Origin of the sequence: Mesorhizobium sp. LNHC252B00 (assembly GCF_000502955.1) — a bacterium.
In the GTDB taxonomy this organism is placed as follows: domain Bacteria; phylum Pseudomonadota; class Alphaproteobacteria; order Rhizobiales; family Rhizobiaceae; genus Mesorhizobium.
Map to the genome: position 1 here is coordinate 62,536 of NZ_AYWO01000012.1, position 24,141 is coordinate 86,676.

At 63.5% G+C, this 24,141-nt stretch carries 19 protein-coding genes and 1 pseudogene; 16 read left to right on the forward strand and 4 right to left on the reverse strand.

Annotation, left to right across the window (positions count from 1 at the left end; genetic code table 11):
* Positions 1-213: 213 nt before the first annotated feature.
* Both X744_RS153225 and X744_RS153220 read left to right on the forward strand, forming a co-directional pair.
* Positions 214-2,307, forward strand: a complete 2,094-nt coding sequence (locus tag X744_RS153225) for an exopolysaccharide transport family protein (RefSeq protein ID WP_031260448.1) — start codon at positions 214-216, stop codon at positions 2,305-2,307.
* Position 2,308: 1 nt separating this feature from the next.
* A complete protein-coding gene (locus X744_RS153220) occupies positions 2,309-3,664 on the forward strand; it encodes a VpsF family polysaccharide biosynthesis protein (RefSeq protein ID WP_023760082.1) in 1,356 nt (451 codons plus the stop codon).
* Here X744_RS153220 and X744_RS153215 read toward each other — a convergent pair.
* Together X744_RS153215 and X744_RS153210 are read right to left on the reverse strand one after the other, a co-directional pair.
* Positions 3,627-4,889 (reverse strand): cellulase family glycosylhydrolase, encoded by a 1,263-nt coding sequence (locus tag X744_RS153215; RefSeq protein WP_023760083.1) that lies wholly within the window; start codon positions 4,887-4,889, stop codon positions 3,627-3,629. The two genes, X744_RS153220 and X744_RS153215, sit on opposite strands and share 38 nt — an antisense overlap.
* On the reverse strand, positions 4,886-6,055 hold the full coding sequence (locus X744_RS153210) for a DUF1972 domain-containing protein (protein WP_031260451.1): 1,170 nt from the start codon (positions 6,053-6,055) through the stop codon (positions 4,886-4,888). Before X744_RS153210 ends, X744_RS153215 begins: the two co-directional genes overlap by 4 nt.
* 315 nt (positions 6,056-6,370) lie before the next feature.
* Here X744_RS153210 and X744_RS153205 point away from each other — a divergent pair, with 315 nt between their 5' ends.
* The 11 genes from X744_RS153205 (at position 6,371) to X744_RS153160 (ending at position 19,166) form a co-directional block, all read left to right on the forward strand.
* Positions 6,371-7,540, forward strand: coding sequence for a glycosyltransferase (locus tag X744_RS153205; RefSeq protein WP_023760085.1), 1,170 nt, complete (start codon positions 6,371-6,373; stop codon positions 7,538-7,540).
* Entirely contained in the window at positions 7,537-8,844 is a 1,308-nt protein-coding gene (locus X744_RS153200) for a hypothetical protein (protein ID WP_031260453.1), read from the forward strand. Before X744_RS153205 ends, X744_RS153200 begins: the two co-directional genes overlap by 4 nt.
* An 8-nt stretch (positions 8,845-8,852) precedes the next feature.
* Complete coding sequence (locus X744_RS153195; protein WP_023760087.1) at positions 8,853-10,070, forward strand: GNAT family N-acetyltransferase; 1,218 nt, start codon at positions 8,853-8,855, stop codon at positions 10,068-10,070.
* Positions 10,071-10,174: 104 nt separating this feature from the next.
* Positions 10,175-10,489: a hypothetical protein gene (locus X744_RS153190; RefSeq protein ID WP_023760088.1), complete on the forward strand. Its 315-nt coding sequence runs from the start codon at positions 10,175-10,177 to the stop codon at positions 10,487-10,489.
* Positions 10,490-10,606: 117 nt separating this feature from the next.
* Positions 10,607-10,831 (forward strand): hypothetical protein, encoded by a 225-nt coding sequence (locus tag X744_RS0137260; RefSeq protein ID WP_031260456.1) that lies wholly within the window; start codon positions 10,607-10,609, stop codon positions 10,829-10,831.
* A gap of 112 nt (positions 10,832-10,943) precedes the next feature.
* Positions 10,944-13,424: a DNA ligase D gene (ligD, locus tag X744_RS153185; RefSeq protein WP_023760090.1), complete on the forward strand. Its 2,481-nt coding sequence runs from the start codon at positions 10,944-10,946 to the stop codon at positions 13,422-13,424.
* A 439-nt stretch (positions 13,425-13,863) separates the two neighbouring features.
* Positions 13,864-14,769 carry a Ku protein gene (locus X744_RS153180; protein WP_031260458.1) on the forward strand — a complete coding sequence of 302 codons (906 nt, stop codon included), beginning with the start codon at positions 13,864-13,866 and terminating at the stop codon, positions 14,767-14,769.
* Positions 14,766-15,887, forward strand: coding sequence for a tetratricopeptide repeat protein (locus X744_RS153175; protein ID WP_023760092.1), 1,122 nt, complete (start codon positions 14,766-14,768; stop codon positions 15,885-15,887). The genes X744_RS153180 and X744_RS153175 overlap by 4 nt, the downstream gene beginning before the upstream one ends.
* Positions 15,888-16,069: 182 nt before the next feature.
* A complete protein-coding gene (locus tag X744_RS153170; protein WP_023760093.1) occupies positions 16,070-16,714 on the forward strand; it encodes an alpha/beta fold hydrolase in 645 nt (214 codons plus the stop codon).
* A 6-nt stretch (positions 16,715-16,720) separates the two neighbouring features.
* The gene (locus X744_RS153165; protein WP_023760094.1) at positions 16,721-17,491 is read left to right on the forward strand and encodes an exodeoxyribonuclease III; all 771 of its coding nucleotides are present in this window, start codon (positions 16,721-16,723) and stop codon (positions 17,489-17,491) included.
* A 1,372-nt stretch (positions 17,492-18,863) separates the two neighbouring features.
* Positions 18,864-19,166, forward strand: coding sequence for a DUF1236 domain-containing protein (locus tag X744_RS153160; protein WP_031260460.1), 303 nt, complete (start codon positions 18,864-18,866; stop codon positions 19,164-19,166).
* Between the two features lie 195 nt (positions 19,167-19,361).
* Here the strand turns inward: X744_RS153160 and yghU are convergent, their stop codons facing one another.
* A complete protein-coding gene (gene yghU, locus X744_RS153155) occupies positions 19,362-20,228 on the reverse strand; it encodes a glutathione-dependent disulfide-bond oxidoreductase (RefSeq protein ID WP_023760097.1) in 867 nt (288 codons plus the stop codon).
* A 227-nt stretch (positions 20,229-20,455) separates the two neighbouring features.
* On the opposite strand from yghU, the gene X744_RS153150 reads away from it, so the two are divergent.
* Together X744_RS153150 and X744_RS153145 are read left to right on the forward strand one after the other, a co-directional pair.
* Positions 20,456-21,361, forward strand: coding sequence for a S1C family serine protease (locus X744_RS153150; protein WP_023760098.1), 906 nt, complete (start codon positions 20,456-20,458; stop codon positions 21,359-21,361).
* A 189-nt stretch (positions 21,362-21,550) separates the two neighbouring features.
* On the forward strand, positions 21,551-22,147 hold the full coding sequence (locus X744_RS153145; protein WP_023760099.1) for a YdeI/OmpD-associated family protein: 597 nt from the start codon (positions 21,551-21,553) through the stop codon (positions 22,145-22,147).
* Positions 22,148-22,152: 5 nt separating this feature from the next.
* On the opposite strand, the pseudogene X744_RS1000000176265 reads toward X744_RS153145, so the two are convergent.
* Positions 22,153-22,251, reverse strand: a pseudogene (locus tag X744_RS1000000176265) (glutathione S-transferase family protein); the annotation flags it as partial.
* A gap of 222 nt (positions 22,252-22,473) precedes the next feature.
* On the opposite strand from X744_RS1000000176265, the gene X744_RS153140 reads away from it, so the two are divergent.
* A complete protein-coding gene (locus tag X744_RS153140; RefSeq protein WP_023760100.1) occupies positions 22,474-24,096 on the forward strand; it encodes an ABC-F family ATP-binding cassette domain-containing protein in 1,623 nt (540 codons plus the stop codon).
* The last annotated feature ends 45 nt before the right edge of the window (positions 24,097-24,141 follow it).

Consider the following 24,141-nt stretch of genomic DNA (forward strand, 5'->3'; position numbering starts at 1 on the left):
AAGGTTGCCGATCCGATCAAACTGTAGCCCCATCCAGTACATCTCCGCTCGCCGCGTAGCCAACACCCAGGTATGTATATTTTTAAGCAAACCGCGTGCCAAAATTCACATGACCTCTCAACATAATTAACAATCTTTTAACAGTTGGAGGAATAGCTAGCTTAGCGCCGCAATCTGAGCTTGCGGACTGATAGAGTATTGTCGGAGGCAGCCATGCAATCATCCCTGCCCATGGTTCCTCAGCAAAGCTCTCCGGATGCGGGACGGTCCGCGGGATCTTATGCGGCTTCGACTGTCGAACTCGGCGATCTGAAGCGCATCCTGGTGCGCCGCCGGTTCTGGATTTTCGGCACCGTCGCGCTGCTGACGCTGGTAGCTCTGCTCTACGGCCTTCTCACGCCAGCGCTTTATAGCTCGGCGGCGGAAATCCTCATCGATCCGCAGGACCTGCAGGTCATCACCAACGACGTCAATCCGAGCCGCATCTCACCCGACGGAGGCATCACGCAGGTCGAGAGCCAGGTCAGCGTGGTCCAGTCGACAGGCGTGCTGATGCGGGCGATCGCGGCGACGAACCTGACGCAGGATCCCGAATTCAACGGGCAGGGCTTGCTGTCGGGCCTGCTCGGTTCGGGATCGGCCGAAGGCGACAGGTCGGCGCAGACGCTCGACGCGCTACGCCGACGCCTGGCGGTGAAGCGGGCCGACAAGGTGCTGGTCCTCGACGTCATCGTCACCGCCAAGAGCGCCGACAAGGCCGCCCTTCTGGCCAATGCCATCGCCCAGGCCTATCTGGTCGACAAGGCCAGCGCGCGAGCGCAAATGGCCAAGGACGCTTCCGTGTCCATCACCGCGCGGCTGGACGAGCAGCGCAAACGCGTCCAGCAAGCCGAAAACGCCGTCGAGGCCTACAAGTCGGCCAACAATATGGTGATGGCGGCAGGCAATCTGGTCAGCGACCAGGAGCTGACCGAGATCAACACGCAGCTTTCGGCGGCGCAGAGCCGCACGGCGGCGCTGAAGGCGCAGGTCGACCAGATGCGCCGCAAGAGCGGTACGGCGGACGCAACCTCGGAAGCGATGCGCTCGGCGGTGATCTCGAGCCTGCGGGCGCAAGAGGCGACGTTGGTCGACCAGGTCTCGCAGCTCGGCACCGAACTGGGGCCGCGTCATCCCTCGCTGATCGCAGCCCAGCAGCAGCTGCGCGACACGCGCCAGCTCATTGCGCGCGAACTCGGCCGCATCGCCACCGCCACAGAGACCGACTACGAACGGGCGCTGGCCAACCAGCAGGCGCTGGAAGCCAAGGTCGCCGGTATGAAGAGCAAGTCGCTCGACACCGACCAGGCCTCCGTGCGGCTGCGCGAACTGCAGCGCGATCTCGAGGCGGTGCGGTCCGTCTATGCGAACTATCTCCAGCGCGCGCAGGAGACACGCGAGCAGATCAATGTCGACAGCACAAATGCGCGCATCATCTCCAATGCCATCCCGGCCCTGAAGAAGAGCTGGCCGCCTTTCTCGCTGCTGTTGTTCGGCGCGATCTTCGGCGGCCTAGGGCTCGGCACCGGTCTGGCGCTGATCGCCGAATATGCCTCTCCGACGGTGCTTTCCAGCGCCCAGATGCAGTCGGCCATCGAGGCGCCGGTGCTGGGCGTGGTGCCGGCAAAGTCAGGCCGTCGCAGGTGGCCGTTCGGCGGGAGTGCGGCCGTCTCCAGCCAGAAGACCGATGCCGTCGTCGGCCTCGCGCTGAGACGCATGTTCAGTTCGGGCCAGCGGCCGCCGGACTGGCCGCTGGTACCATCCATCCTGGTGACATCGTCGCCGGGCGAAGGCGCCCAGCGCAGCCGGGTGGCGCGATTGCTGGCCAATGTCGCGGCATCCAGGGGCAGCCGCGTGCTGTTCATCGATGCCAATGGCAGCGGCGGCCAGAAGGATCCGCAGCCGGGAGTCCTCGACGTTCTGCGCGGCGAGTATGCGTTCGAGGCCGTCAGTCACTACGCGGCCGGCAGCAACGTTGCGGTGCTCGGCAGGGGCCGTTCAAAGGCGGCCTTCCAGGAAGCGCATGGCATCTACTACGCGCAGCAAATGCTGGCCCACGCCAGCCGCAGCTTTGAGCTCGTCGTCATCGACGGCGGCGCGCTGGCCGACAATCTCAATGCCTCGCCGCTGGTTGCCATGGTCGACGAGATCGTGCTCGTCGCCACTCTGAACGCCACGCCGATGCGCGACGTTACCGCGACGTCGCAGGCCGTTTCCGTCATGGGGCGGTTGCCAACGGCCGCCTTGCTGGTCGACGAGGCGGCCTGACATGGCCACCCCTTGGGCCACCCCTTGGGCCACCAGTTGGAGCGGAAGCGCTTCGAACCATGGTGCTGCAGCGCGACGCGCCGGCACATCGGTCGATGCGCTGACGCGCTTCGGGCTGATCGCAGCGGTGGCGGTGCTGTTTGGCGTCTCGGGCGGCATGCTGTGGCTGGTGGGCTACAATTACGACGGCCTGTTCGGCAACCCGGCGACCAAGATCCACCCGTCCACCTATCTCATCGTGCTCTTGCTTGCCTGGCGCTCCTGCACATCAGGCAATCCGGTCGGCTATATCGTCCATATCGCCGACAGGCGGCCGGCCAGCGCGCTGATGGCCGCCATCTCGATCCTGCTGCTGTTCGTCGTCATCGCCAGGCAGCGTCCTGGCATGGCCGGCATGATCGATACGTTCGTGGCCGCGGCACTTCTGGTGCTGATACTCAGCGAGGACGACGAACGAACATTCGCCGGGCTGCAGACCGTCATTCACGTGGTCATGACGGCGAATGCGTTGCTTGCCCTTTTCGAGTTCGCGACCAAGACGCTGCTTTTCCCCTATCGCCTCGACGGCGTGGCGTTTACCACCGATCTGCGCTCGAGCGCGCTGCAGGGTCATCCGCTTGCCAATGCCATGGTGACAGCGATCTACGTGCTTGCGCTGCTCTCCGGCGCCAGATCCCTATCTATGCCTGTGCGGATAGGGTTGATCGGCCTCCAATGCGCGGCACTCGTCGCCTTCGGAGGCCGCACGGCTATGGTGACGACGATCGTGCTCGGCGGCTTCTATCTGTTTTTTCAGGGCATCACCAAATTGCGCCGGGGCCGCGTCAACCTGCTGGGTGCAGCACTGGGCTTCATGCTTGCCGCGCTGTTGCCGGTCGTCATCGTCGTGGCGGCATATTATGGCTTTTTCGACGCGCTGCTGGAGCGCTTCGTGTCGGACAGCGGCAGCGCCAATGCCCGCGTCGAGATGTTCGAGCTCTTCAAGTATCTGGAATGGCGCGACCTGATCGTTGGGCCGGATGTCGAACTGGTCGACAGCCTGCGCCGCATCAACGGTCTCGAACAGGGCATCGAGAACCCGATCATCCGCACGATCGTCTACCAGGGCGCCTTCTTCACCCTTTTGCTGACGTTTGGCTTCGTGCTGTTCTTGTTTGAGGTGGCGCGGCGCTGCCATCCCGGCATCTGGCTGCCGATGCTGGGCTGGATCATCCTGATCAACACCTCGGAAAGCGTCGCCTCGAAGACGACGCTGCTGACGAAGTTCGTGGTGCTGGCTTTGGTGCTGTACCGGCCGGCAAAGGCGATGGTGAGACCGGTCAGTCCGCCGGCATGGCCAGGCCAAGCGCCGCGATGATATCAGGGTCCAGCGCCCGCGTGGTGTCATCCATCATCCCCATGCCGTCGAAGAGATCCCAGAACGCCCAGCCAAAACCGAACGCCTCGGCGCTCTGCCTGACGTCGGCGATGTAGCGTGCCCGGTCCGGATTGGGTGCGGCGACATAGCGGGCGTCGGTGCGCAGCGCGCCGAACTCGCCCATGACGATGCGTTCCGGCGCTAGACCGTGGCCGTCGGCCCAGGCGCGAACCTCGCCAAGATATTTGTCGACGAACCAGCGGTCGGGACGGGCGTCGAAATAGACTTTCAGTACCCGCTCGGTTTCGGCATAGGCGGCCTGCTTGGCGTCTTCAGGGGTTTCGGTGTCCTGCGCCATGCGCGCCCTGACGGACACCAGCGTCTGTTCCAACGAGCCGGCGGATGCCGGCCATGGCACATTGTTGAGCGACCGGTAGACGGGTTCGCGCATCCACGGCGCGCCTTGATGGCTGAACAGATAGGGCTCGTAGAAGTGGAAGGTGAACAGGATCGGCTCGAACCGTGACAGCGGCGCCGGATCGAGAGCGGTCAGTCCGCTCACCATCGAGCCGCAACCGCCGGTGACGACCAGCGGCAGGGTCGCTGCCGAAGACCTTGCCGCGGTCAGAAGAGCGAGTTGGATCTGCGACCAGACGTTCGACGCGCAGGCCTGCGTCGGCTCGTTGACCGGCTCGAGCGCTATCCTGCCGGGTTGGAGCCGCTCGAGCCTGCCAGCAAGCTCGCTCACCAGCCCGCGATAGAGATCGAAGGCGGGTGCCGCGGTGCTGGAGATCATGCGGTCGGGGTTCCAGTAATGGGTGGCGCCATTGGCCTGGACGTTGACGATGATGCCGAGATCGGCATCGAGCGTGGCGGTGACGGCCGCGTCGAGCATGTCCAGCAACTGACCGCGCGTGGCGGTGTCGGCGGCCAGGAAGGGACCGGGATCGACCGGCAAACGGATGAAATCGAGCCCGGTCCTGCGCAGCCGACCAAGGTCGTCTGGGGTCGGCACCGGCCGCTGCGACTGGAAGGGCGGCCAGTCATAGTCGGTCCGCGGTGCGGGAAATTCGCGCGTCAGGGAGAACCACGGCCAGGCGTTGACGCCGCGCCGGAACTGCGGCGCGTCGGCGGCGCGAGCGGTAGGTAGGATCGGGAGCGAGCCAAGGGCGGCCGCCGTGGACAGCGCCGTCCGCAGCACCCGCCGGCGCGACCAGCCTGTCATGCGGTGCCGGCTGATGCGCGATTGGTCGCGATGGCGTCTGGGGCCGTGACACCGAGAAGCCGATAGGCTTCATTTTCATAAGCAGTCAGGACATCGTCCCAGCGGAAGGCTTCGCGGGCGCGCGCCCTCGCTGCATTGCCGCAGTTGCGGACCAGATCGTCATCGTCCAGCGCCTGCTGCATCCGTTCGGCGCAACTGTCCTTGTCGGTGAAGTAGATTGCCGCGGCACCCGCGGTCCACCTGTTATACGGATTGTCGTGCGCGATCACCATGTTGCCTGCAGCCAGCGCCTCGACCAGCGACGGGTTGGTGCCGCCTACCGTGTGGCCGTGCAGATAGGCGCGTGCGTGGTACCTCAGCGCCTTGACGGTCGCTTGGTCGTAAATGGCGCCCGGCAGAACCACCGAGCCGTTCGCCGCCTTGCGGATGGCGACATGATAGGGGATGTCGTCGGACAGCGTTCCCAGCACCACCAGCTTCATGTCGCGCTTGGCGGAGCAAAAGGCTCCGACGATCGGCAGTATGTTGTTGTCTGGCTCGATGCGCGCGATCGAGACCAGATAGCGCCCGGGCTCCAGGCCGAGCGCACGGACCGGCGCTTCCGGTGCCGATGTTACCGGATCGGCGCCATAGGCGATGGTGGCGATGGCACTGCGTGGCCGGCGCGTCGCCAAGTGATCGGCGATGGCGGGATGATCGGCCACCAGCCGATGCGAGGCCCAAGCGCCGATCCACTCGTTGAGCCAGAACCAGGCGCGTGCCGCCATGCCCCATTTGGGGCGCCGCCACTCGATGCCGTCCATATTGGTGAAGATCTTGCGCCGCTTCAGCCTGAGCCAGGTCAGGAACATTGCGCCATTGTAGCCGAGTACGAGGCAGACGCCCTGCCGCCCGGCGGCGTCGCGGACGCATTGCCAGTCGAATTCCAAGGTCGCACGCGGCCCTTTGGAGGCAACCTGGATGTGGATGAGCTCGATGCCGCGCCAGGTTTCGCTGCGCACCCGCTGGTCGATCCGCTCGACCTCGTCCTGGCAATAGACGGCGACCTTCCAGCCTCGCGCGACAAGAAACAGTGCCAGTCTTTCGGCAAAGGTTTCAAAGCCGCCATGGGCCGCGGGTATGCCGCGGGTCCCCAGGATCAGAATAGCAGGCGTCTCTGGTTTCATGGCCGGCGGCACTTTCAGGTCGTCTTCTATACACTGGTAATTGCTGAATTTTTTGGAAACAGACGGCAACTTCCCTGCCGTGTCCCTGTTTCAGCATTCTTGGGGAACGATCATCGCGCGGGGTTGTAAAAAAAACGTGTTGAACCCGGTCGTTTCATTCTCGGTCAACCCTTCTGTGCGTAACTGTATCGAAACGAAGCAGTGCCAGGGTCGTGCAGCCGGTAGTCGGCCTACTCAGCCCGGCATGATTCTTGCGGCAATGCCTCTGCACATTATCGCCAGCGCGATGGTTGTAGCACCTGGCGGGAAACAAAGATGCGGATTGCCTGCGTTCATCAGGGCTATGAACTCTATGGTTCGGACCGCAGCTTCGCGGAGAGCGTTGCTGCGTTGCGCGCAGCGTTTCCGTCGGCCGACATCGAGGTGGTTCTGCCGCGCGGTGGGCCGATCGTGCAGATTTTGGAAGCCCATGCCAGCCGGATCGTCTTCGAACCGCTCTGGGTGCTGAGGCGCCAGGCCATTGCGCGCCTTGCGACGGTAGAGATGGCGCGATTGCCGGTTGCCGTGTTCAGGGCGTGGCGGCGTCTCAGGGATTGCGACCTGGTTTACGTCAACACCTCGATCGTAGCCGACTATGCGTTGGCCGCGCGCCTTCTCCCTCGCAAGGCCGTCCTGCATATCCATGAAATCCCCGAAGGCGCAATGCGCAGGATACTCGTCGGCCTGATGCACTGGAGCCATGCGGATCTGATCTTCAATTCGCGCGCAACGCGCGCCGCGTTCGGCAAACCCAAGGCCGCGCGAACGCACGTCATCTACAACGGTGTTGCCGGGCCGGCGGCGGTCGAACCGACGACCTATGATGGCAAGCGCCCGTTGCGCGTGCTGCTGCTCGGCCGCATCAACAGGATCAAGGGGCAGGAGGTGCTGCTGGAGGCGATTGCCTCGATGCCGCCGGCGCTGCAGGCGAGGATCGAAGTGCGGCTGGTCGGCGGAGCCTTTGAAAGCACCGAGCGCGAGCGCGCGTTGGCCGAACTGGTAGAGACCATGGATCTCACCGGGCGCGTCAGCGTCTTGCCTTTCGTGCCTGACCCTTCGGAGCACTACCGTTGGGCCGATATCGTCACCGTGCCGTCGCGGCGTCCGGAATCGCTGGGGCGCGTCGCCATCGAGGCGATGGCCTATGGCCGCCCGCCGCTGGTATCGGCGATCGGCGGGCTGGTAGAAGTGGTCAGCGACGGCGAGACCGGCTGGCACGTTCCGCCCGGCGACGCAGGAGCTCTTGCGGTGAAACTGCAGGAGATCATCCTGCGGCCGCAGGCCTGGCGTAGGTTTGTCGCCGCCGGGCGCGCGCGCTACGAGACGATCTTCAGCGAGCCGGTCGCCGCGGCCGCGATCGCCGCGATCGCCGCCGACAAGCTGAGAACGACCATGGCGAGGCTGGACCGGGCGCGGGCAGCCCGCGAAGCGGAGACGAGGCCGTGACGGTTGCGTTCCCGAGCCATCTGGTTCGACGGCTCGTGCTGATGATCGGCGGCGAGGCGATGCAGAGCGGCTTTCATTTTGCCCTCAACATCGCGCTCTTGCACTTGCTATCGGCGCAGGGCTACGGCCTCTTCGCCATTGCCATGGTGATGGGCGGCGTCGGCTTGTCCTACATCAGGTCGCTCACCGCCGTTCCCGCCAGCATCTGGATGAGCAAAAGCACGAACAGCGCCGGCGTCGACGCCCATGACGTGGCCTTCGGAACGGCGGCGCTGATCGTGGCGTTGCTGATGGCCGTCGGCACGGCAATCTTGATGCATCTGCTCGGCGATCCAAGCGGAATTGCCGCAGGCTGCTTCGTCGGCGCGTGGTCGCTGCGCAGCCATATGCGCACGGCATTCTTCGCGCGTCGCCAGCAGGTGGTCGTTTCCATCAGCGATGCGGCTTTTACGATGGTCGGCACCTTCCTGACCGGGCTGACGATCTGGCTGGCCCAAGAGCCGCTGCAGATGGTGTTCTATGCACTTGCCGTGGCAAATGTGTTCGGCATTTTCGTCCTGGTTCGGCTGGCTCGGCGCACACTTCGCGTCAGCTTCCGTATGCCGACGCGGCGACGTTATATCAGGCTCTGGCACCAGCTGCGCTGGTCGGCATTCAGCGCGACCACAACCAACATCCAGGGTCAATGTCTGGCGCTGCTGGTTGCGGGCATTGCCGGGCCTGCCGCCTACGCACCGCTGGCGGCGGTCCTGGTGCTGTTTGCGCCGCTGCGCATCATCAGTCTTGCTTTCGTAAACATGACGCAGCCAGAACTGGCGAGGCTGATGCGGAACCACGAAACAGGCCGTGTTTGGGCGCAGGCAAAGATCTGGGCGATCGTCATGGGGCTAGGCGGCCTGGTTTATGGGTGCGCGATCATGTTCGTCCTGCCGACGATAAAATCCCAGGCCCTCCAGGATGCCTCGGTCGGCTTCATCGGGTTTTTCGTGATCGCGAATTTTGTCCCGATCATGCTCTACATCATGCCCCGCATCGTGCTTGAGATACTCGGCGATTTCCGGATCGTTGCGTTCACCACGATGGGCGGTGCGGTCGTCGGGCTAGTACTGATCGCGATCCTGCTGGCGATTGCGTCTCCGCCATGGGCGTTGGTGGGTTCAGCCGTCTCCGAGACCTTCGTGCTCGCGGCATCATGGTATTTTGCGCATCACCGCATATGGAATCTCGAGCATCCAGATGAGGCGCGTTACAGCCGATTGGGTTCGTGGCGGCGGGCAGTCCCGTTCGCAACGGCAAAACGATAGGAGAAGATATGGCAGGCCAGGCAGCGCAAAGTGCTGCGGCGACCGGCTTGTCCGAAGGGCAGGCTTCCAGTCCCGTAACCGTCGCCAACGATGCCTACTCGGCGCGGCTGCACACCAGCCTCGAAGCGGTCAAACCACTCTGGCTTCAATGCCAGGCAGATGGTGTTTGCACCGCCCATCAGCATTACGCGTGGGTCGAGGAGGTCGCCAAGCGGCTGATGCCCGCAGGCGCCGAACTGCTGGTCGTCGAGGTGGCTGACGCCGGAACTGGCGACCTTAAAATGCTCATGCCGCTGATGCGGAGTTCGAGGTTCGGACATCGGGTGATAGAATGGCTGAGCTGCGATGTCTGCGACTATTCAGCGCCGCTTTTGGCGGACGCGAGCCCGTGGACCACCCGGGGTGCCGAGGCGGCATGGGCGGCGGTGCGGTCCGTCCTGCCGCCCGCGGATCGGATCCATATCAGGGGAATTCCGCGCCAGTTGTACGGCGTGGCCAATCCATTGGCGATGCTGGCGGCCTCTCGCGATTCCAACCAGATCACATCCGGCCTCGTCCTGGACGGCGATCCGGAAACCCTGATCAAGCGCAATGGCAGGCCGTCCTTTGTCAAAACCTTCAACAAGGATTGGCGCCGGCTTGAGCGGCACGGCCAGACGGATCTGGTCGAGGCCGACACGCCGGCCCTGGTGTCGACTATCTTCGAGACGCTTGTCGAGATGCGGCTCAAGCGCTTTCGCCGATTGGGGCGTTTCGACCTGCTGGCGCAGCCGGCGGTTGTCGATTTCTATCGAGATGCCGCTCTTCAGGGCCTGTCAGACGGATCGGTGCGGGTCTTCGGATTGCGTACCGGTGAGGATTGGGTCGCCGCGCAGTACGCGCTGGTCCGACAAGGCACCTTGCATACGCTCGTGATCGGGATAGACCAAGACCTGGTGGGCAACGTCTCGGCCGGCGTTTTGATCATGGGTCGTTTGATGGTATGGGCGCGCCAGAAGGGCTTCGACTATTTCGACCTTTCGGTGGGTGGACAGTCCTACAAGGAACAGTTCGGCGCCGAGGGTTCCGTTCTGGCCGAGATCGACGAAACGCCGACTTTGCTCGGCAAGAGCGTGGCAGCCGTCGCTTCGCTTCGCGGACGGGCCGAGCGCACGGTGCGATCCAATCCGCGGCTGTTCACGACCGTTCAAAGCCTGGTGCGCGGCCTGCGCCGATTGAAGTCCTGAGGGCGGCTATCCTGCATGACCCCGGCGATGGCCGCTGGCGTGGCTGGCAAGCTTCGGGAGATTGGATCGTTGCGCTGATCGAGGCGAAAGAGGCCGAAAAGCCGGTGGTTCGTGGCCTGGTGCAAAAAGGTGAGTTGAAGCGGATGCGGATCGATAACATTGAGATTTATTCAGACGCAACAAATGCAGCAGTGATGCGGCATCCAGGGCGAGCCTTCCCCGGCGTTTTGATTCAGGGCGACACCCTACATTCGCTCGCGAAACAAGCAGACCTCATTTGCGCGGGAATTGGCATCGGCTCTGACGCATTCGAGGAAGCAGACGATCTCCGCGGAACACTTTGGGCTTTGGTCAATCATTACAAGGCGACTCTAGTCGCGCATTCGATGGACCTGCCATTCTCCTCAATTTCAAACTGACCAACTACCCGCCAACGCCTGAAATTGACAGGACTGCGCGTCTCCGTCATCCTTGAGCCCAGTCGCCAGGCCGCGGAAGCGGCCGCGTTAAGTGTCAGGGCGACCGAGGGCAGCGTCATGTTCAGTCCCGTCATCGGCCAGAACTCGAAGCGCGCAGCAGTTCGCAAGGCGCTCGATCGCCACAAGGTCTACATCACCGCGCAGAGCTTCTCCGCCGGCACCTACCAGGCCCGCGTTCTGGTCGACGGCGAGGCTTATTGGGTCGATGAATTCCGGTTGAGCCAGCTGCAGCAGGGGCTGTCACCGGCGGAACTGGAACTTGTACCGGCCACCGACGATTGAGAGCGTGACTTCCATCCGTTCGCACCGAGCCGGGAAATCCGAAATGCTGGTGGGACAGCACCCCCCTCTGTCCTGCCGGACATCTCCCCCGCAAGGGGGGAGATCGGCAGCTTTGCCGTCCCCCAAGCTCAAAACCTACCGCGCCAAGCGCGAATTCTCGAAGACGCCGGAACCTGCCGGTGGGCTCATTGCCAGCGAAGGCAACCGCTTCGTCGTCCACAAGCATCACGCCACCGCAGATCACTACGATCTGCGCCTGCAGGTCGGCGATGTGCTGAAGAGCTGGGCGGTGCCGCGCGGGCCTTCGCTCAATCCGGCCGACAAGCGCCTGGCGGTCGAGACCGAGGATCATCCGCTCGAATATATCGACTTCGAGGGTGTCATCCCCGAGGGTGAGTATGGCGGCGGGCCGATGATCGTCTGGGACACCGGCACCTGGGCGCCGATGGACGACGTCGAAAAGAGTTTCAAGACCGGTGCCTTCAAGTTCCGGCTGGCCGGCGAGAAGCTCAATGGCGGCTGGATGCTGACCCGGCTGAAGCCGAAGCCAGGCGAGGACCCCAGCAAGAAAAACTGGCTGCTGTTCAAGGAGCGTGATCTCGCTTCCGACACCGCGCTCGACATTCTCACAGCGCGGCCCGAAAGCGTCAAATCCGGGAAACGCATCGAGGAGCTCGTGGCGCCAGCGAAACCGGCCGCCAAACCCGCACCCAAGCAGGGTTCGCTGAAGCCTGGCATGCTGCCGGGCGCGTTCAAGGCCCCGGCACTTAGCCGCATCGAACCGCAACTGGCGACGCAGGTGCCAAAACCACCAGATGGCGAGGGCACCAAAGAGGCCTGGCTGCACGAGATCAAATTCGACGGCTACCGCACCATGGCGCATGTCACTGAGGGTGTGGTCAGGCTGATCACCCGTGGCGGCATCGACTGGACGAAACGCTATGGCGACTTGGCCAGTGCCTTCGCCAAGCTGCCATGCCGCGACGCCATCATCGACGGCGAGATCGTCGTGCTCGACGCCAAGGGCATCAGCCGCTTCGCGCTGCTGCAGGACGCGCTGGCCGAGGGCGCCGGCAGCAAGCTGCACTTCTACGCCTTCGACTTTCTCCATCTCGACGGCTGGGACCTTACCAAGGCGCCGCTGATCCGGCGCAAGGCACTGTTGGCGCAATTGCTGTCCGGCCTCGGCGCCAATTCCGCCATCCAGTTCTCCGACCATGTCGAGGGCTCCGGGCAGGGGCTCTACGACCAGGCGTCGGAACTCGGGCTGGAGGGCATCGTCTCCAAGCGCGCCAGCGCAACCTATCAGAGCGGCCGCACCAAGAGCTGGACCAAGACCAAGGCGCTGCAAAGCGATGACTTCGTCATTGCCGGCTACACCACATCGGATGCGGCCGAAGGTCTTGCAGCCCTCGGCCTGGCCGAATTCGAGGACGGTGAATTGCACTATCGCGGCAAGGTCGGCACCGGCTTCGATGCCGGCACCGCCGCTGAATTGCTCGCCAGGCTGGAGCCGCTCACGGCAGGAGCGAGGGCGCCGGAGGGGGCGCCGCGCGAAATCATGCGCGAGATGAACTGGGTGAAGCCGCTGCTCTCGGCCCGCATCCACTACGCCAACCGCACTTCGGACAATGCGTTGCGCCACGCGGTTTTTCGGGGCTTGCGCGATGTCGGCCTGTCGACGCCGGTGTCGTCAACACGCAAGCGATTGATCTCGGAAGCTGATCTCGCCACCATCTGGGTGACCAACCCGACGCGGCGGCTGTTCGGCAAGACCGGCCCGACAAAGCTCGACATCGCCGTCTATTACGCGCTGGTCGGCGACTTCATGCTGCCGCACATTCTCGGGCGGCCGGTGTCGCTGGTGCGCTGCCCGACCGGCCTGCCGAAGGACTGTTTCTTCCAGCGTCATGCCTTTACCGGCATGCCGCCCTCGGTGGTGACGTTCGAGGCGACCAACTCCGAGGGCGAGACCAAATCCTACCTCTCGGTCGAAGGCGCAAAAGGCTATCTGGCGCTGGCGCAGTTCGGCGTCGTCGAATTCCACACCTGGGGCACCCACCGCACCAGCCTCGACAGGCCCGACCAGATCGTTTTCGACCTCGATCCCGGCGAGGGGATTTCGTGGCGCGAGGTGATCGAGGCCGCCGTGCACATCAAAGGCGAGCTGGAGGGGCTGGGGCTGGTGCCCTTCGCCAAGACCTCCGGCGGCAGCGGCATCCACATCACCGTGCCGGTGACGGGCAAGCAGAACTGGAAGAAGCTGCACCAGGCGACCAGCGCCATAGCCACGCATCTGGCCGCCACCGCGCCCGACACCTTCACCACCACCATGGGCAAGGACAACCGCAAAAAGCGCATCTTCATCGACTATCACCGCAACGCGCGCGGCCACACCTCGGCGGCGCCCTATTCGCTGCGCGCCCGCACCAATCTGCCGGCCTCGACACCGGTGAGCTGGAGCGACCTCGAATCCATCGATGCGCCGCAGGACCTGAATTATTCCTCGCTGCCGGGACTGCTGGCGACGTCGGGGGATCCATGGGCGGAGATTGACGAGTTCGCGCGGGATTTGCCTACCTTGAAGAACTAAGTTCCTCGCCCCCATGAAATGGGGGAGAGGTGTCCGCGAAGCGGACGGAGAGGGGGCGGCGCCAGCGGTTGAAGATGGCTTCTCTGATCCAGCTTGGGATAGGGTTGCGCCATTCCCCCTCTCCGTCTCGGCTTCGCCGAGCCACCTCTCCCCCATTTCATGGGGGCGAGGAACCCAGGTCCGGCGAAGCCGAGCCCAGAGTCCATCGACGCTTCCGACAATTTGAATTATTCTCCACTCACGACCACAAAGACGTACCGGAACATTTCGTCAGGAATTTCCCTGTATCGTGCGGGGTCGGTGTAGGATTTCCGCAGCCTCGTTCGTCCTTCGGACGAAAAGCGCTGCAGAGAGTATGATCCCGAAAAGTGGGAACCGGTTTTCGGATAAGATCATGCTCAAGCTAAAAAGTCAGTGCATGACCGCGTAGGAGTGTTTCATGGCGCCCAGGGCAAGTTGGAAAGGTTACCTCAAACTCAGTCTGGTCAGCTGTCCGGTGCGACTATACCCCGCCACCAGTGCCAGCGAACGCATCTCGTTCAACCAGCTGCACAAGACGACCCATAACCGCATCAATATGAAGCCGGTCGACCCCGAACTCGGGCTCGTCGAGCGTTCTGACCTGGTCAAGGGTTACGAATACGAGGACAAGCAGTACATCATCATCGATGATGCCGACCTCGACGCGGTGCGCATCGAATCCAACCACACGATGAACATCGAGGCTTTCGTCGACGAGGGCGAGGTCGACGTCATCTATCAGGACGCGCCGTACTATCTGGCGCCCGATGGCGCGATGGCGGAAGAGACCTTCGCCGTGCTGCGCGAAGCCATGCGCAAATCCGGCAAGCTGGCGATCGCCCGCCTTGTGCTGTCCAGCAGGGAACGCGTGGTGACGATCGGCGCGCGCGAGAACGGCATGTTCGTGTGCACGTTGAGGAACCCGAACGAAGTGCGTGGCACGGCTGAATATTTTGGCAATATCCCGGCCGGCAAGCCCGATCCGGAAATGCTGCAGCTCGCCGAAGCCCTGATCAAGCAGAAGGAAACCACCTTCGATCCGAAGAACTACGAGGACCGCTATGAGATCGCCCTGATGGCGATGATCCGCGAGAAGCTGAAGGGCCACAAGCCGATCATCGCGGCGGCACCCGAGCGCGGCAATGTCATCAATCTGATGGATGCGCTGAAGGCGAGCCTTTCGCAATCGAAGCCGCCGGCCAAGTCGAAGAGCAAGGCCGACGAGGTTGCCAAGCCCGCCGCCAGGAAGGCGGCAGCGGGCGGCGCTGCTGAAAATCCGCTGAAGGCCAATCTGCTGAAGGCGGTCGGCAAGAGCAGGAAATGACGGCACCGGCCGTCCCGAGGGCCGTCTTCGGCACTGTCGGCGCGCTGGCGGCGTTTCCGCTCAGGCTGGCCGCGCGCGAAGTGGAACGCCAGCACGGCCAGTTGCGGCGTGGTATTACCCGGCGCACGACCCATGTCGTGTTCGGCCGCACGCTGCTCCCCAAGGCTGGATTGACGAAGAACGGCGACTCCGAGATCGAGCGCCGCGTCGCCGCCGAGCGCACAGCCGGGCGCGTACTCCTCAGCGAGAACGGTTTCCTGCGGCTACTCGGGCTGATGAAGGCGCCGGAAGCATCTTCGCTGTCGCGTCAATCGCTGATCGAGCAATCGCGGCTATCGGGCGCCGACCTCGACCTGCTCAGCCTGTTCGATGCGTTCGAGCATGACGCAGAACCGTACTCCTTCCGCGACCTGATCCTGGCGCGCAAATATGCCGGGCTCATCGCCGGTGGTGCGACATGGGGCGCGATCGCGCGCTCCGTCCATCGTTCCGGCCCGGTCGCTTCGCTCACCGCCAAGTCGCTCAATGTCGGCTCGCAGCACGGGCGCGCGGATGCGATCTACCTTGAGGACGGCCAGAGCGAACTCGACGGGCAGTTGCTGTTCGATCTCGGGACGGCCGGGGCGGAGGGCGACGACACGCTGGAAGAGCTGTTCGCCGAGGCCGAAGCGGCGGAGGAGGGGGGCGACCATGACGGGGCGGCCGCACTCTACCAGCGCTGCCTGACCATCGATCCGAGTGACGCGATTGCAGCCTTCAACCGCGCCAACTGCCTGCGCGCCGGCGGCCACGCGGCGGACGCCGCACACGATTATGCCCGGGCGATAAAGCTTGATCCGGCTTTCGTCGAGGCGTGGTTCAACCTCGCCGGACTGATGAGCGAGCAAGGCCGCGAGGCTTCGGCGCGAAGGCATTTGCAGAAGGCAATCGCACTGGACAAGACCTATGCCGATCCGGTGTTCAACCTGGCGAGGCTGGAATTCGACGCCGGCAATTTGCTGGAGGCGCGTAGGCTGTGGGTGCGATATCTCGACCTCGATGCAGATTCGGAATGGGCTGGGGTGGCGGCCAAAGGCGTGCAGTTCGTGGATATGCAGCTGGCGCGGACGGCGGGGTGAGTGGAATTTATGCTGGCGCTTGAACACCCCCCTCTGGCCTGCCGGCCATCTCCCCCGGGGGAGATGGCCGGCAGGCCAGAGGGGGGTGTTCAAGCGCCAGCATAAANATCTCCCCCGGGGGAGATGGCCGGCAGGCCAGAGGGGGGTGCGAAGGAATTCGGCCTTTGTCGGAAGGCTGCCTCATGACCACCTTCCTCTTCGACGGCCACGACACCGCCTCCATCACCATCCTGCTCGCGCATGGCGCGGGCGCGTCGATGGATTCGCCGTCGATGACCGCCACCGCCAAAGCGCTGGCTGCAGTCGGCTTCCAGGTTGCGCGCTTCGAGTTTCACTATATGGCCGCGCGCCGCTATGGGCATCGCAAACCACCGCCGCGAGCCGAGACGGTGAACCCGGAATATATCAAGGCGATCGCCGACCTCAGGGCCAAGGGCGTGGCCGGCCCGCTGATCATCGGCGGCAAGTCGATGGGTGGGCGCGTCGCCTCGATGGTCGCGGACGAGATGCTTGCAAAGGGTGAGATCTCGGGCCTGCTGTGTCTCGGCTATCCCTTCCACCCGCCTGGTAAGCCAACGCAGCTGCGAACAAAACACCTCGCCGATCTGAAGACGCCAACGCTGATCTTCCAGGGCACGCGCGACGAATTCGGCACGAAGGATGAGGTTGCGACTTATGCGCTCTCCGACAGCATCGAGGTTGTCTGGCTGGAGGACGGCGACCACGACCTCAAGCCGCGAAAGAGCATCTCGGGCTTCTCCGCCGCCGATCATTTGAAAACGCTGGCGGAGACGGTGAAGGCGTGGTCGGGCCGGATCGTTGCCTGACCTTCGATGAAGATAGCCTCGTTCAACGTCAACAACATCAACAGCCGACTCGAGAACCTACTGGCGTGGCTGGCTGCCGCAAAACCCGATGTCGTCTGCCTGCAGGAGCTGAAGGCGCGCGACACCCAGTTTCCGCGCTCTGCTCTTGCCGCGGCCGGCTATGGCGCGGTGTGGAAGGGCGAGGCGACCTGGAACGGCGTCGCGATCCTGGCGCGGGGGTCGGAACCGGTGCTGACTCGCGATGTCCTGCCCGGTGATGATGCCGACAGACAGAGCCGCTACATCGAGGCGGCGGTGAATGGCATCATCATCGCTTGCCTCTATGCGCCGAACGGCAATCCGCAGCCCGGCCCGAAATTCGCCTACAAGCTGGCCTGGCACGCGCGACTGGAGGCGCATGCCGAACAGTTGCTCGACACCGGCCTGCCAGTGGTGCTGGCTGGCGACTACAACATCGTGCCCGAGCCGCGCGACATCTACGCCACCCACTCCTATGACGACAACGCGCTGGTGCAGCCGGAGAGCCGGGCTTCGTTCGCCGCGTTGCTCGAGCAGGGCTGGACGGACGCCCTGCGCAAGAAACACCCGAAGGAGACGCTCTACACCTTCTGGGACTATCGCCGGAACCGCTGGCCGCGCGATGCGGGCTTGAGGCTTGACCACATCCTGCTGTCGAAGAAACTGGCGCGGCGCCTGACGGCTGCCGGCATCGACCGCGACGTGCGCGGTGAGGATGGCGCCAGCGACCACGCGCCGGTGTGGGTGGAATTGAAGTAGGCGATTGGGTCCAAGCCTGTTGCGGCGGTGTCCCTCTTACCGGGGGCCGGCGTCCAATCTGGTGACGACGAAGGCGTTGGCCGGCGGCTGAGGCGGCAACGAATGTCTCGTGAGACCTGTCGCGCAACTGTGTTGCCCCGGCACCGCCGGCGCAAGACTTCGCGGATCGGACGAGAGCGCCAAGCGCCTGCCGTGGTCGACGCGGACGGGGGGGCGCATTGTTGGGATGCTGGGGCGCCCGCGTCAACCAGGGCGGCTCGTACCGCCGCATTAGCAGCATTGCATATTGCACGGCGGCCGAAACTTCCGCGAAAGCGGAATAGGCGGAGCTAAAGCGCGGATTCAGTGCCCAAATCCAGGCGCGCCTGAAGAACAGTCCGGCGTCGAGGCAGCGCGGTTGCGAGGGACGGGAAGGTGCTCGCGCTGCTTTGTGCCGCCTGGAGGAAAAATGACAAGCAGAAGAAAAAGTGGCCCGGCGGCCAGGTGCAAAGGGAGGCACGCCGGGCCCAGCCGACTTCTGGCGGTCGCCGGCCGACCTCTATATTCGCTGTCTCTAATATTAATGCAAGCCATGTCAGACCGGTGGAAAAGGCGGTCGAGCGTCAGAAGTCAATTGCACCGGCTGCGATCGACATCAGTGTGACGATCAGTGCGCTCCAGGCCGCCATTGCCAAGGTTCTTCCTGGGATGCGCCCTGGGTGTGCAAGCGGCGCCCGATGTTCCCTTGTCCGGGCTTGAAACGGTCACATCAGGCTTCTGCGTTTTCCTGTAGGACGAAGGTCTTGGCTGCCGGACGCAAAGGTCCAAGGGGGCCTGTTCGGTTCCGGCAATGTGCATTGGACGTTCTATTATTTTAGTCAAAACTGATATGATGGCTGGGCTAAAAACTTAGCCGGACAAGGGTCTTTCGCCAATAATTCGGGCATGGAAAGTGTGGTTTTGGCAAGATGCCTCTCATGAGGCTGGAAGACGCCTTGAGCTATCTCCGAGGCATCGGGATGCGCTTGTGGAGCCGACCGATCGGCTGAGTGGCGGCGCCGCCCAATCCGCTGCTCGATGGTCGGCCATCGGCCTGCGGTGCCTCATCTTCGATGCTCCGTTCACCGCGCATTCCACCTTGAAATGACTGGAGGCGAAACTCGGGGATGCCGACAAACAACAAGCTGATTCGCATTAATATCCGCCTCGGATACGCAATTTATCCACCAAGATTGAGAGCTATTCTGAGCCAATTACGAGCATCGTTCCAACAGCCATTGAATATTCTGGCCAACGTCATGATGCCTTCAATTCTGGAATTTGGAATGGAACCCCTGGCCCGCGGTGGAGTTTCCATCCAGGGCGGAGTTTCAGTTACCAATAGGAGATGGTCATGAGACTTTATCTTTCGAGCGCAGCGGCCGCAGTCGTCCTGATGGGCGGCATCGGTGCGGCGCTGGCGGAAAATGTCGTCATCGTCCAGCCGCAGCAGGAGACGGTCGTTCGCGAATACATCAAGAGGGAGCCGCTTGCGTCGGTGAACCTTCTGGGCGTCGAGCTCAAGCTCGGCTCGTCGGTGCCGGACACGGTCGAACTGCGTGAGGTACCCGACGTCAGATATCGCGTCGCCGTGATCAACCACCAGACGGTTCTGGTCGATCCCGAGACACGTCAAATCGTCGAGGTCCTGCGCTGAATGATGGTGCCGACAAAAGGTTGTCCGAGTCGCCTTGCCTTGGGAAAAGTCCGCCGCGACCTGGCAGTCGTGGCGGGCTCTGTTTCTGAGACCGGCCTTGCCTGACGGCCAATCTGTCCAGAGGTGGGGTGAAGCCGCCATCCTCCCCCATTGGGTCCCATTGGGGGAGAGAGATCGGCCCGTTGTCAGCCCAGCTTATTCCGCCGCCAGCCTGTCCTGCGTCTTCGTCTCGAAGTCGCTGGCGTCGTGGCGCTCGTGCAACTGCAGGGCCGGCTCGCCGAAGGCGCGGTTGACCATGCGGCCGCGCTTGACCGCCGGGCGTGTGTCGATCGCCTGGGCCCAGCGCTGCACATGCTTGTACTCGTGCACGGACAGGAACTCGGCGGAATCGTTGTACATGCGGCCAAGCGCCAACCCGCCATACCAGGGCCACACCGCCATGTCGGCGATAGAGTAGTCCTTGCCGCCGAGATATTCCGTCTCTGCCAGCCGGCGGTCGAGCACATCCATCTGGCGCTTCACCTCCATCGAGAAGCGGTCGATGGCGTATTCGAACTTTTCCGGTGCATAGGCATAGAAATGGCCGAAGCCGCCGCCCAGATACGGCGCCGAGCCCATCTGCCAGAACAGCCAGGACAGCACCTCGGCGCGGGCCGGCTGCTCGCTGGGAAGGAATTCGCCGAATTTTTCGGCGAGATAGACCAGGATCGAACCGGATTCGAAGACGCGCACCGGCGTCTTGCCGCTGCGGTCCATCAAGGCGGGAATCTTGGAGTTGGGGTTGATCTCGACGAAGCCGCTGCCGAACTGGTCGCCGTCGTTGATCCTGATCAGCCAGGCGTCATATTCAGCGCCCTTGTGGCCGCGCGCCAGAAGCTCCTCCAGCATGACCGTCACCTTGACGCCGTTCGGCGTCGCCAGCGAATAGAGCTGCAGCGGATGCCTGCCGACGGGCAGTTCCTTGTCATGCGTGGGGCCGGCGATCGGCCGGTTGATGCTGGCAAAGGCGCCGCCGCTGGGCTTGTTCCAGGTCCATACTTTCGGCGGGGTGTATTCGGTCATCTCGTGGCCTCGTGTTCGGGTGGCGTGTGGAAAGATTGCAGGTCCATGTAAAGCTAGGGCCGCGGATGGGGAAGTTCAACTTGCGTTGAACTATTGTTTTATGACGCCGCACCGAGCTTCTCCTGCATAAGGGATGAGGTCAGCACTACACCCCTTGCACCGTCTCCGGTGCGGCATAGGTATAGGGAATAACGCCACGCCAGAGCATTGCATCGCAGGACAAAAGCATGACCATCAATCCCAATCCGCGCTCGGTCGTTACCCTGCGGGCCACCGTTCCCGAAGACGCCTTTACGGCCGGGGCCCTCGGCACGCTCAGGGAAGGCAGCGGCGTCGTCATTCGCAATGACGGGCTCGTGTTGACCATCGGCTATCTCATCACCGAGGCGGAGGAAGTCTGGCTGACCACCCATGACGGCCGCGTCGTTCCCGCGCATGCGCTGGCCTATGACCAGGAATCGGGGTTCGGCCTGGTGCAGGCACTGGCACCACTCAGCCTGCCGGCGGTGGCGCTGGGCGATGCCGGCAAGGCGAAGGTCGGAGACGCCGTCGTGCTGACGGACGGCATCGGTCAGTCGGTGCAGGCAAGGATCGTCACTAAGCAGGAATTCGCCGGCTATTGGGAGTATCTGCTTGACGAGGCGATCTTTATTGCGCCGGCGCACCCGTCCTGGGGAGGGGCAGGGCTGTTCGGCTCCGACGGTTCGCTGCTCGGCATCGGTTCGCTGCGCCTGCAGATGAGCCGCAACGGCGAGGTCGCCGACATCAACATGGTCGTGCCGATCGATCTGTTGCCGCCGATTCTCGACGATCTGCTGACGCGCGGCCAGGTGGCCAAGCCGCCGCGCCCGTGGCTCGGCGCGTTGTCGGCCGAAAGCGACGGCAGAGTGGTGGTGATGAGCGTGACCGAAGGCGGACCGGCGGCCAAGGCCGGCCTGCGCGAGGGCGACATCATCTCCGACATTCGCGACGGCGCGGTCGACGGGCTGGCCGATTTCTACCGCAAACTGTGGGAGAGCGGCTCGGCGGGCGCCGAGATCCCGATGCGGGTGCTGCGTGACGGCCGCGAAACCTGGCTGCGCGTCAAGTCGGCAGACCGCGGCAGTTTTCTGAAAAAGCCGCAGTTGCAGTAGGCGCTTCGCAAAGATGTTCAGGGACAGAGGGGGACGCGAAGGAACGCCGTACGCGCCCCGACAAGTTTGCTGACGGAAACTGACAGCAATTCATGCCACGATGCTGGCCAATGACGATAGGCGCGATGCTGGAGGCCGGACCACAGTGAAAGCGATGGCGCGGACGGCACCGAACGGGCAGGCTGGCTGATGGCGCCGGTGAAGGTCGATCCCGACAAGGTCCGGGAGTTTCCGGATCCGGAAAGCTTCTACGCCTGGCTCGACAAGCATCATGGCACGGAAACCGAAGTGTGGATCAAGATGCACAAGGTGGGATCGGGATTGAAGTCGATCACGCCCAAGGAAGCCATCGACGTCGTTTTGTGCTTCGGCTGGATCGACGCGGTGCGCAAGGGGCTGGACGAGAAGAGCTTCCTGCAGCGCTACACGCCGCGCGGCAAGAAGAGCATCTGGAGCAAGATCAACATCGACAATGTCGCGCGGCTGGTCGCGGAGGGCCGCATGACCGAGCATGGGCTGAGGCAGGTCGAGGCGGCCAAGGCCGACGGGCGCTGGGCGCGCGCCTATGGCAGCGGCAAGCAGATGAAAATCCCCGATGACCTGCAAGCGGCGATCGACGCCGAGCCGGCAGCCAAGGAGATGCTTGAGAAACTCAGCGCGCAGAACCGCTTCGCGCTCGCCTTCCGCACCCACAACATGAAGACCGAGGCCGGCCGCAAGAAGAAGATCGAGACGTTTGTGGCAATGCTGAAGCGCGGCGAGACGATCTATCCGCAGCGGAAGTGAGCCCCTCAGGCGCCCGAGTGCGGATCGATGCCGTATGGATGCACGGGATAGCCAGGACCGATGGCGTCGCGCACGCGGCGGGTCCATGCGACGAAGGCCGGATAGTATCACCAAGTTCGTTAGTATCGCGATAGGTGTAAACGCTTCGGCGTAGATCGATGGATTGAGACGCCGGCGGGACAGCGCCCCCCTCTGGCCTGCCGGCCATCTCCCCCACGAGGGGGGAGATCGGCTGTATGCGGCGCTTGCGCCTCTTCCTCTGACGCTCGCCATCGCGTATGGCCCCGGGGAAAATCCTCCCAAGTTCCAATTCTCCCGGAAACCGCATGATCAGACTTGAAAGCATCAGCAAGCAGAACGGCCGTCAGCTCGTCTTCATCGAGGCGTCGGCGGCCCTGCAGAAGGGCGAGAAGGTCGGCCTGGTCGGCCCCAACGGCGCCGGCAAGACGACGCTGTTTCGCATGATTACCGGGCAGGAGCAGCCCGACGAGGGGCAGGTGCAGGTCGATCGAGGCGTCACCATCGGCTATTTCAGCCAGGATGTCGGCGACATGGAAGGCCACAGCGCTGTGGCCGAAGTGATGAACGGGGCAGGGCCGGTGAGCGAAGTCGCGGCAGAAATGGCCGCGCTCGAGGCCGCCATGGCCGATCCCGACCAGGCCGACCAGATGGACGAGATCATCGAAAAATATGGAGAGGCACAGCACCGCTTCGAGGAACTCGACGGCTATGCGCTGGACGGCCGCGCGCGGGAAGTGCTCGATGGTCTCGGCTTTTCCCAGGAGATGATGGACGGCGATGTCGGCAAGCTGTCTGGCGGCTGGAAGATGCGCGTGGCGCTGGCCCGCATTCTTCTGATGCGCCCCGACGCGATGCTGCTCGACGAGCCGAGCAACCATCTCGACCTGGAAAGCCTGATCTGGCTGGAATCCTTCCTGAAGAACTATGACGGCGCGCTCTTGATGACCTCGCACGACCGCGAGTTCATGAACCGCATCGTCAACAAGGTGGTGGAGATCGATGGCGGCTCGCTGACCGCCTATTCGGGAAACTACGAATTCTATCAGCAGCAGCGGGCCATCGCCGACAAGCAGCAGCAGGCACAGTTCGAGCGCCAGCAGGCGATGCTGGCCAAGGAGATCGCCTTCATCGAGCGCTTCAAGGCGCGCGCCTCGCATGCCGCGCAGGTGCAGAGCCGGGTGAAGAAGCTGGACAAGATCGACCGCGTCGAGCCGCCCAAGCGCCGCCAGACCGTGTCCTTCGATTTTCTGCCGGCGCCGCGCTGCGGCGAGGACGTGGTCACGCTGAAGAACGTCCATAAGGGTTATGGCACCCGCTCCATCTATGAGGGGCTCGACTTTCAGGTCCGCCGCCGCGAGCGCTGGTGCATCATGGGCGTCAATGGCGCCGGCAAGTCGACGCTGCTGAAACTGGTCGCCGGTGCTTCCGAGCCCGACAACGGCACGGTCGCGCGGGGGCCCAGTGTAAAAATGGGCTATTTCGCCCAGCATGCGATGGAAGTGCTGGAAGGCGAGCGCACCGTGTTCCAGACGCTGGAGGACGCGTTCCCCCAAGCCGGCCAGGCGCCGCTTCGGGCGCTCGCCGGCTGTTTCGGCTTTCCCGGCGACGAGATCGAGAAGAAGTGCCGCGTGCTGTCAGGCGGCGAAAAGGCGCGGCTGGTGATGGCGCTGATGCTGTTCGATCCGCCCAACCTTCTGGTGCTGGACGAGCCGACCAACCATCTCGACATCGCCACCAAGGAGATGCTGATCACCGCGCTGTCGCAGTATGAAGGCACCATGCTGTTCGTCTCGCACGACCGGCATTTTCTGGCAGCCCTTTCCAACCGCGTGCTGGAGCTGACGCCTGAAGGCATCCACACCTATGGCGGCGGCTATACGGAATATGTCGAGAGGACGGGGCAGGAGGCTCCTGGGCTGCGAGGCTAGGGCGACAGCGGCTATTTGTGGAAAGAAGGGCTCTGTGTACTCTTC

What these genes read in the sequence shown, in the direction of transcription:
- yghU (WP_023760097.1), bottom strand. Translation starts at nt 20,228, where the DNA reads ATGACCGAATACACCCCGCCGAAAGTATGGACCTGGAACAAGCCCAGC.
- X744_RS153210 (WP_031260451.1), bottom strand. Translation starts at nt 6,055, where the DNA reads ATGAAACCAGAGACGCCTGCTATTCTGATCCTGGGGACCCGCGGCATA.
- X744_RS153170 (WP_023760093.1), top strand. Translation starts at nt 16,070, where the DNA reads ATGACCACCTTCCTCTTCGACGGCCACGACACCGCCTCCATCACCATC.
- X744_RS153145 (WP_023760099.1), top strand. Translation starts at nt 21,551, where the DNA reads ATGGCGCCGGTGAAGGTCGATCCCGACAAGGTCCGGGAGTTTCCGGAT.
- X744_RS153140 (WP_023760100.1), top strand. Translation starts at nt 22,474, where the DNA reads ATGATCAGACTTGAAAGCATCAGCAAGCAGAACGGCCGTCAGCTCGTC.
- X744_RS153160 (WP_031260460.1), top strand. Translation starts at nt 18,864, where the DNA reads ATGAGACTTTATCTTTCGAGCGCAGCGGCCGCAGTCGTCCTGATGGGC.
- X744_RS153165 (WP_023760094.1), top strand. Translation starts at nt 16,721, where the DNA reads ATGAAGATAGCCTCGTTCAACGTCAACAACATCAACAGCCGACTCGAG.
- X744_RS153150 (WP_023760098.1), top strand. Translation starts at nt 20,456, where the DNA reads ATGACCATCAATCCCAATCCGCGCTCGGTCGTTACCCTGCGGGCCACC.
- X744_RS0137260 (WP_031260456.1), top strand. Translation starts at nt 10,607, where the DNA reads ATGTTCAGTCCCGTCATCGGCCAGAACTCGAAGCGCGCAGCAGTTCGC.
- X744_RS153180 (WP_031260458.1), top strand. Translation starts at nt 13,864, where the DNA reads ATGGCGCCCAGGGCAAGTTGGAAAGGTTACCTCAAACTCAGTCTGGTC.
- X744_RS153215 (WP_023760083.1), bottom strand. Translation starts at nt 4,889, where the DNA reads ATGACAGGCTGGTCGCGCCGGCGGGTGCTGCGGACGGCGCTGTCCACG.
- X744_RS153220 (WP_023760082.1), top strand. Translation starts at nt 2,309, where the DNA reads ATGGCCACCCCTTGGGCCACCCCTTGGGCCACCAGTTGGAGCGGAAGC.
- X744_RS153175 (WP_023760092.1), top strand. Translation starts at nt 14,766, where the DNA reads ATGACGGCACCGGCCGTCCCGAGGGCCGTCTTCGGCACTGTCGGCGCG.
- X744_RS153225 (WP_031260448.1), top strand. Translation starts at nt 214, where the DNA reads ATGCAATCATCCCTGCCCATGGTTCCTCAGCAAAGCTCTCCGGATGCG.
- X744_RS153205 (WP_023760085.1), top strand. Translation starts at nt 6,371, where the DNA reads ATGCGGATTGCCTGCGTTCATCAGGGCTATGAACTCTATGGTTCGGAC.
- X744_RS153195 (WP_023760087.1), top strand. Translation starts at nt 8,853, where the DNA reads ATGGCAGGCCAGGCAGCGCAAAGTGCTGCGGCGACCGGCTTGTCCGAA.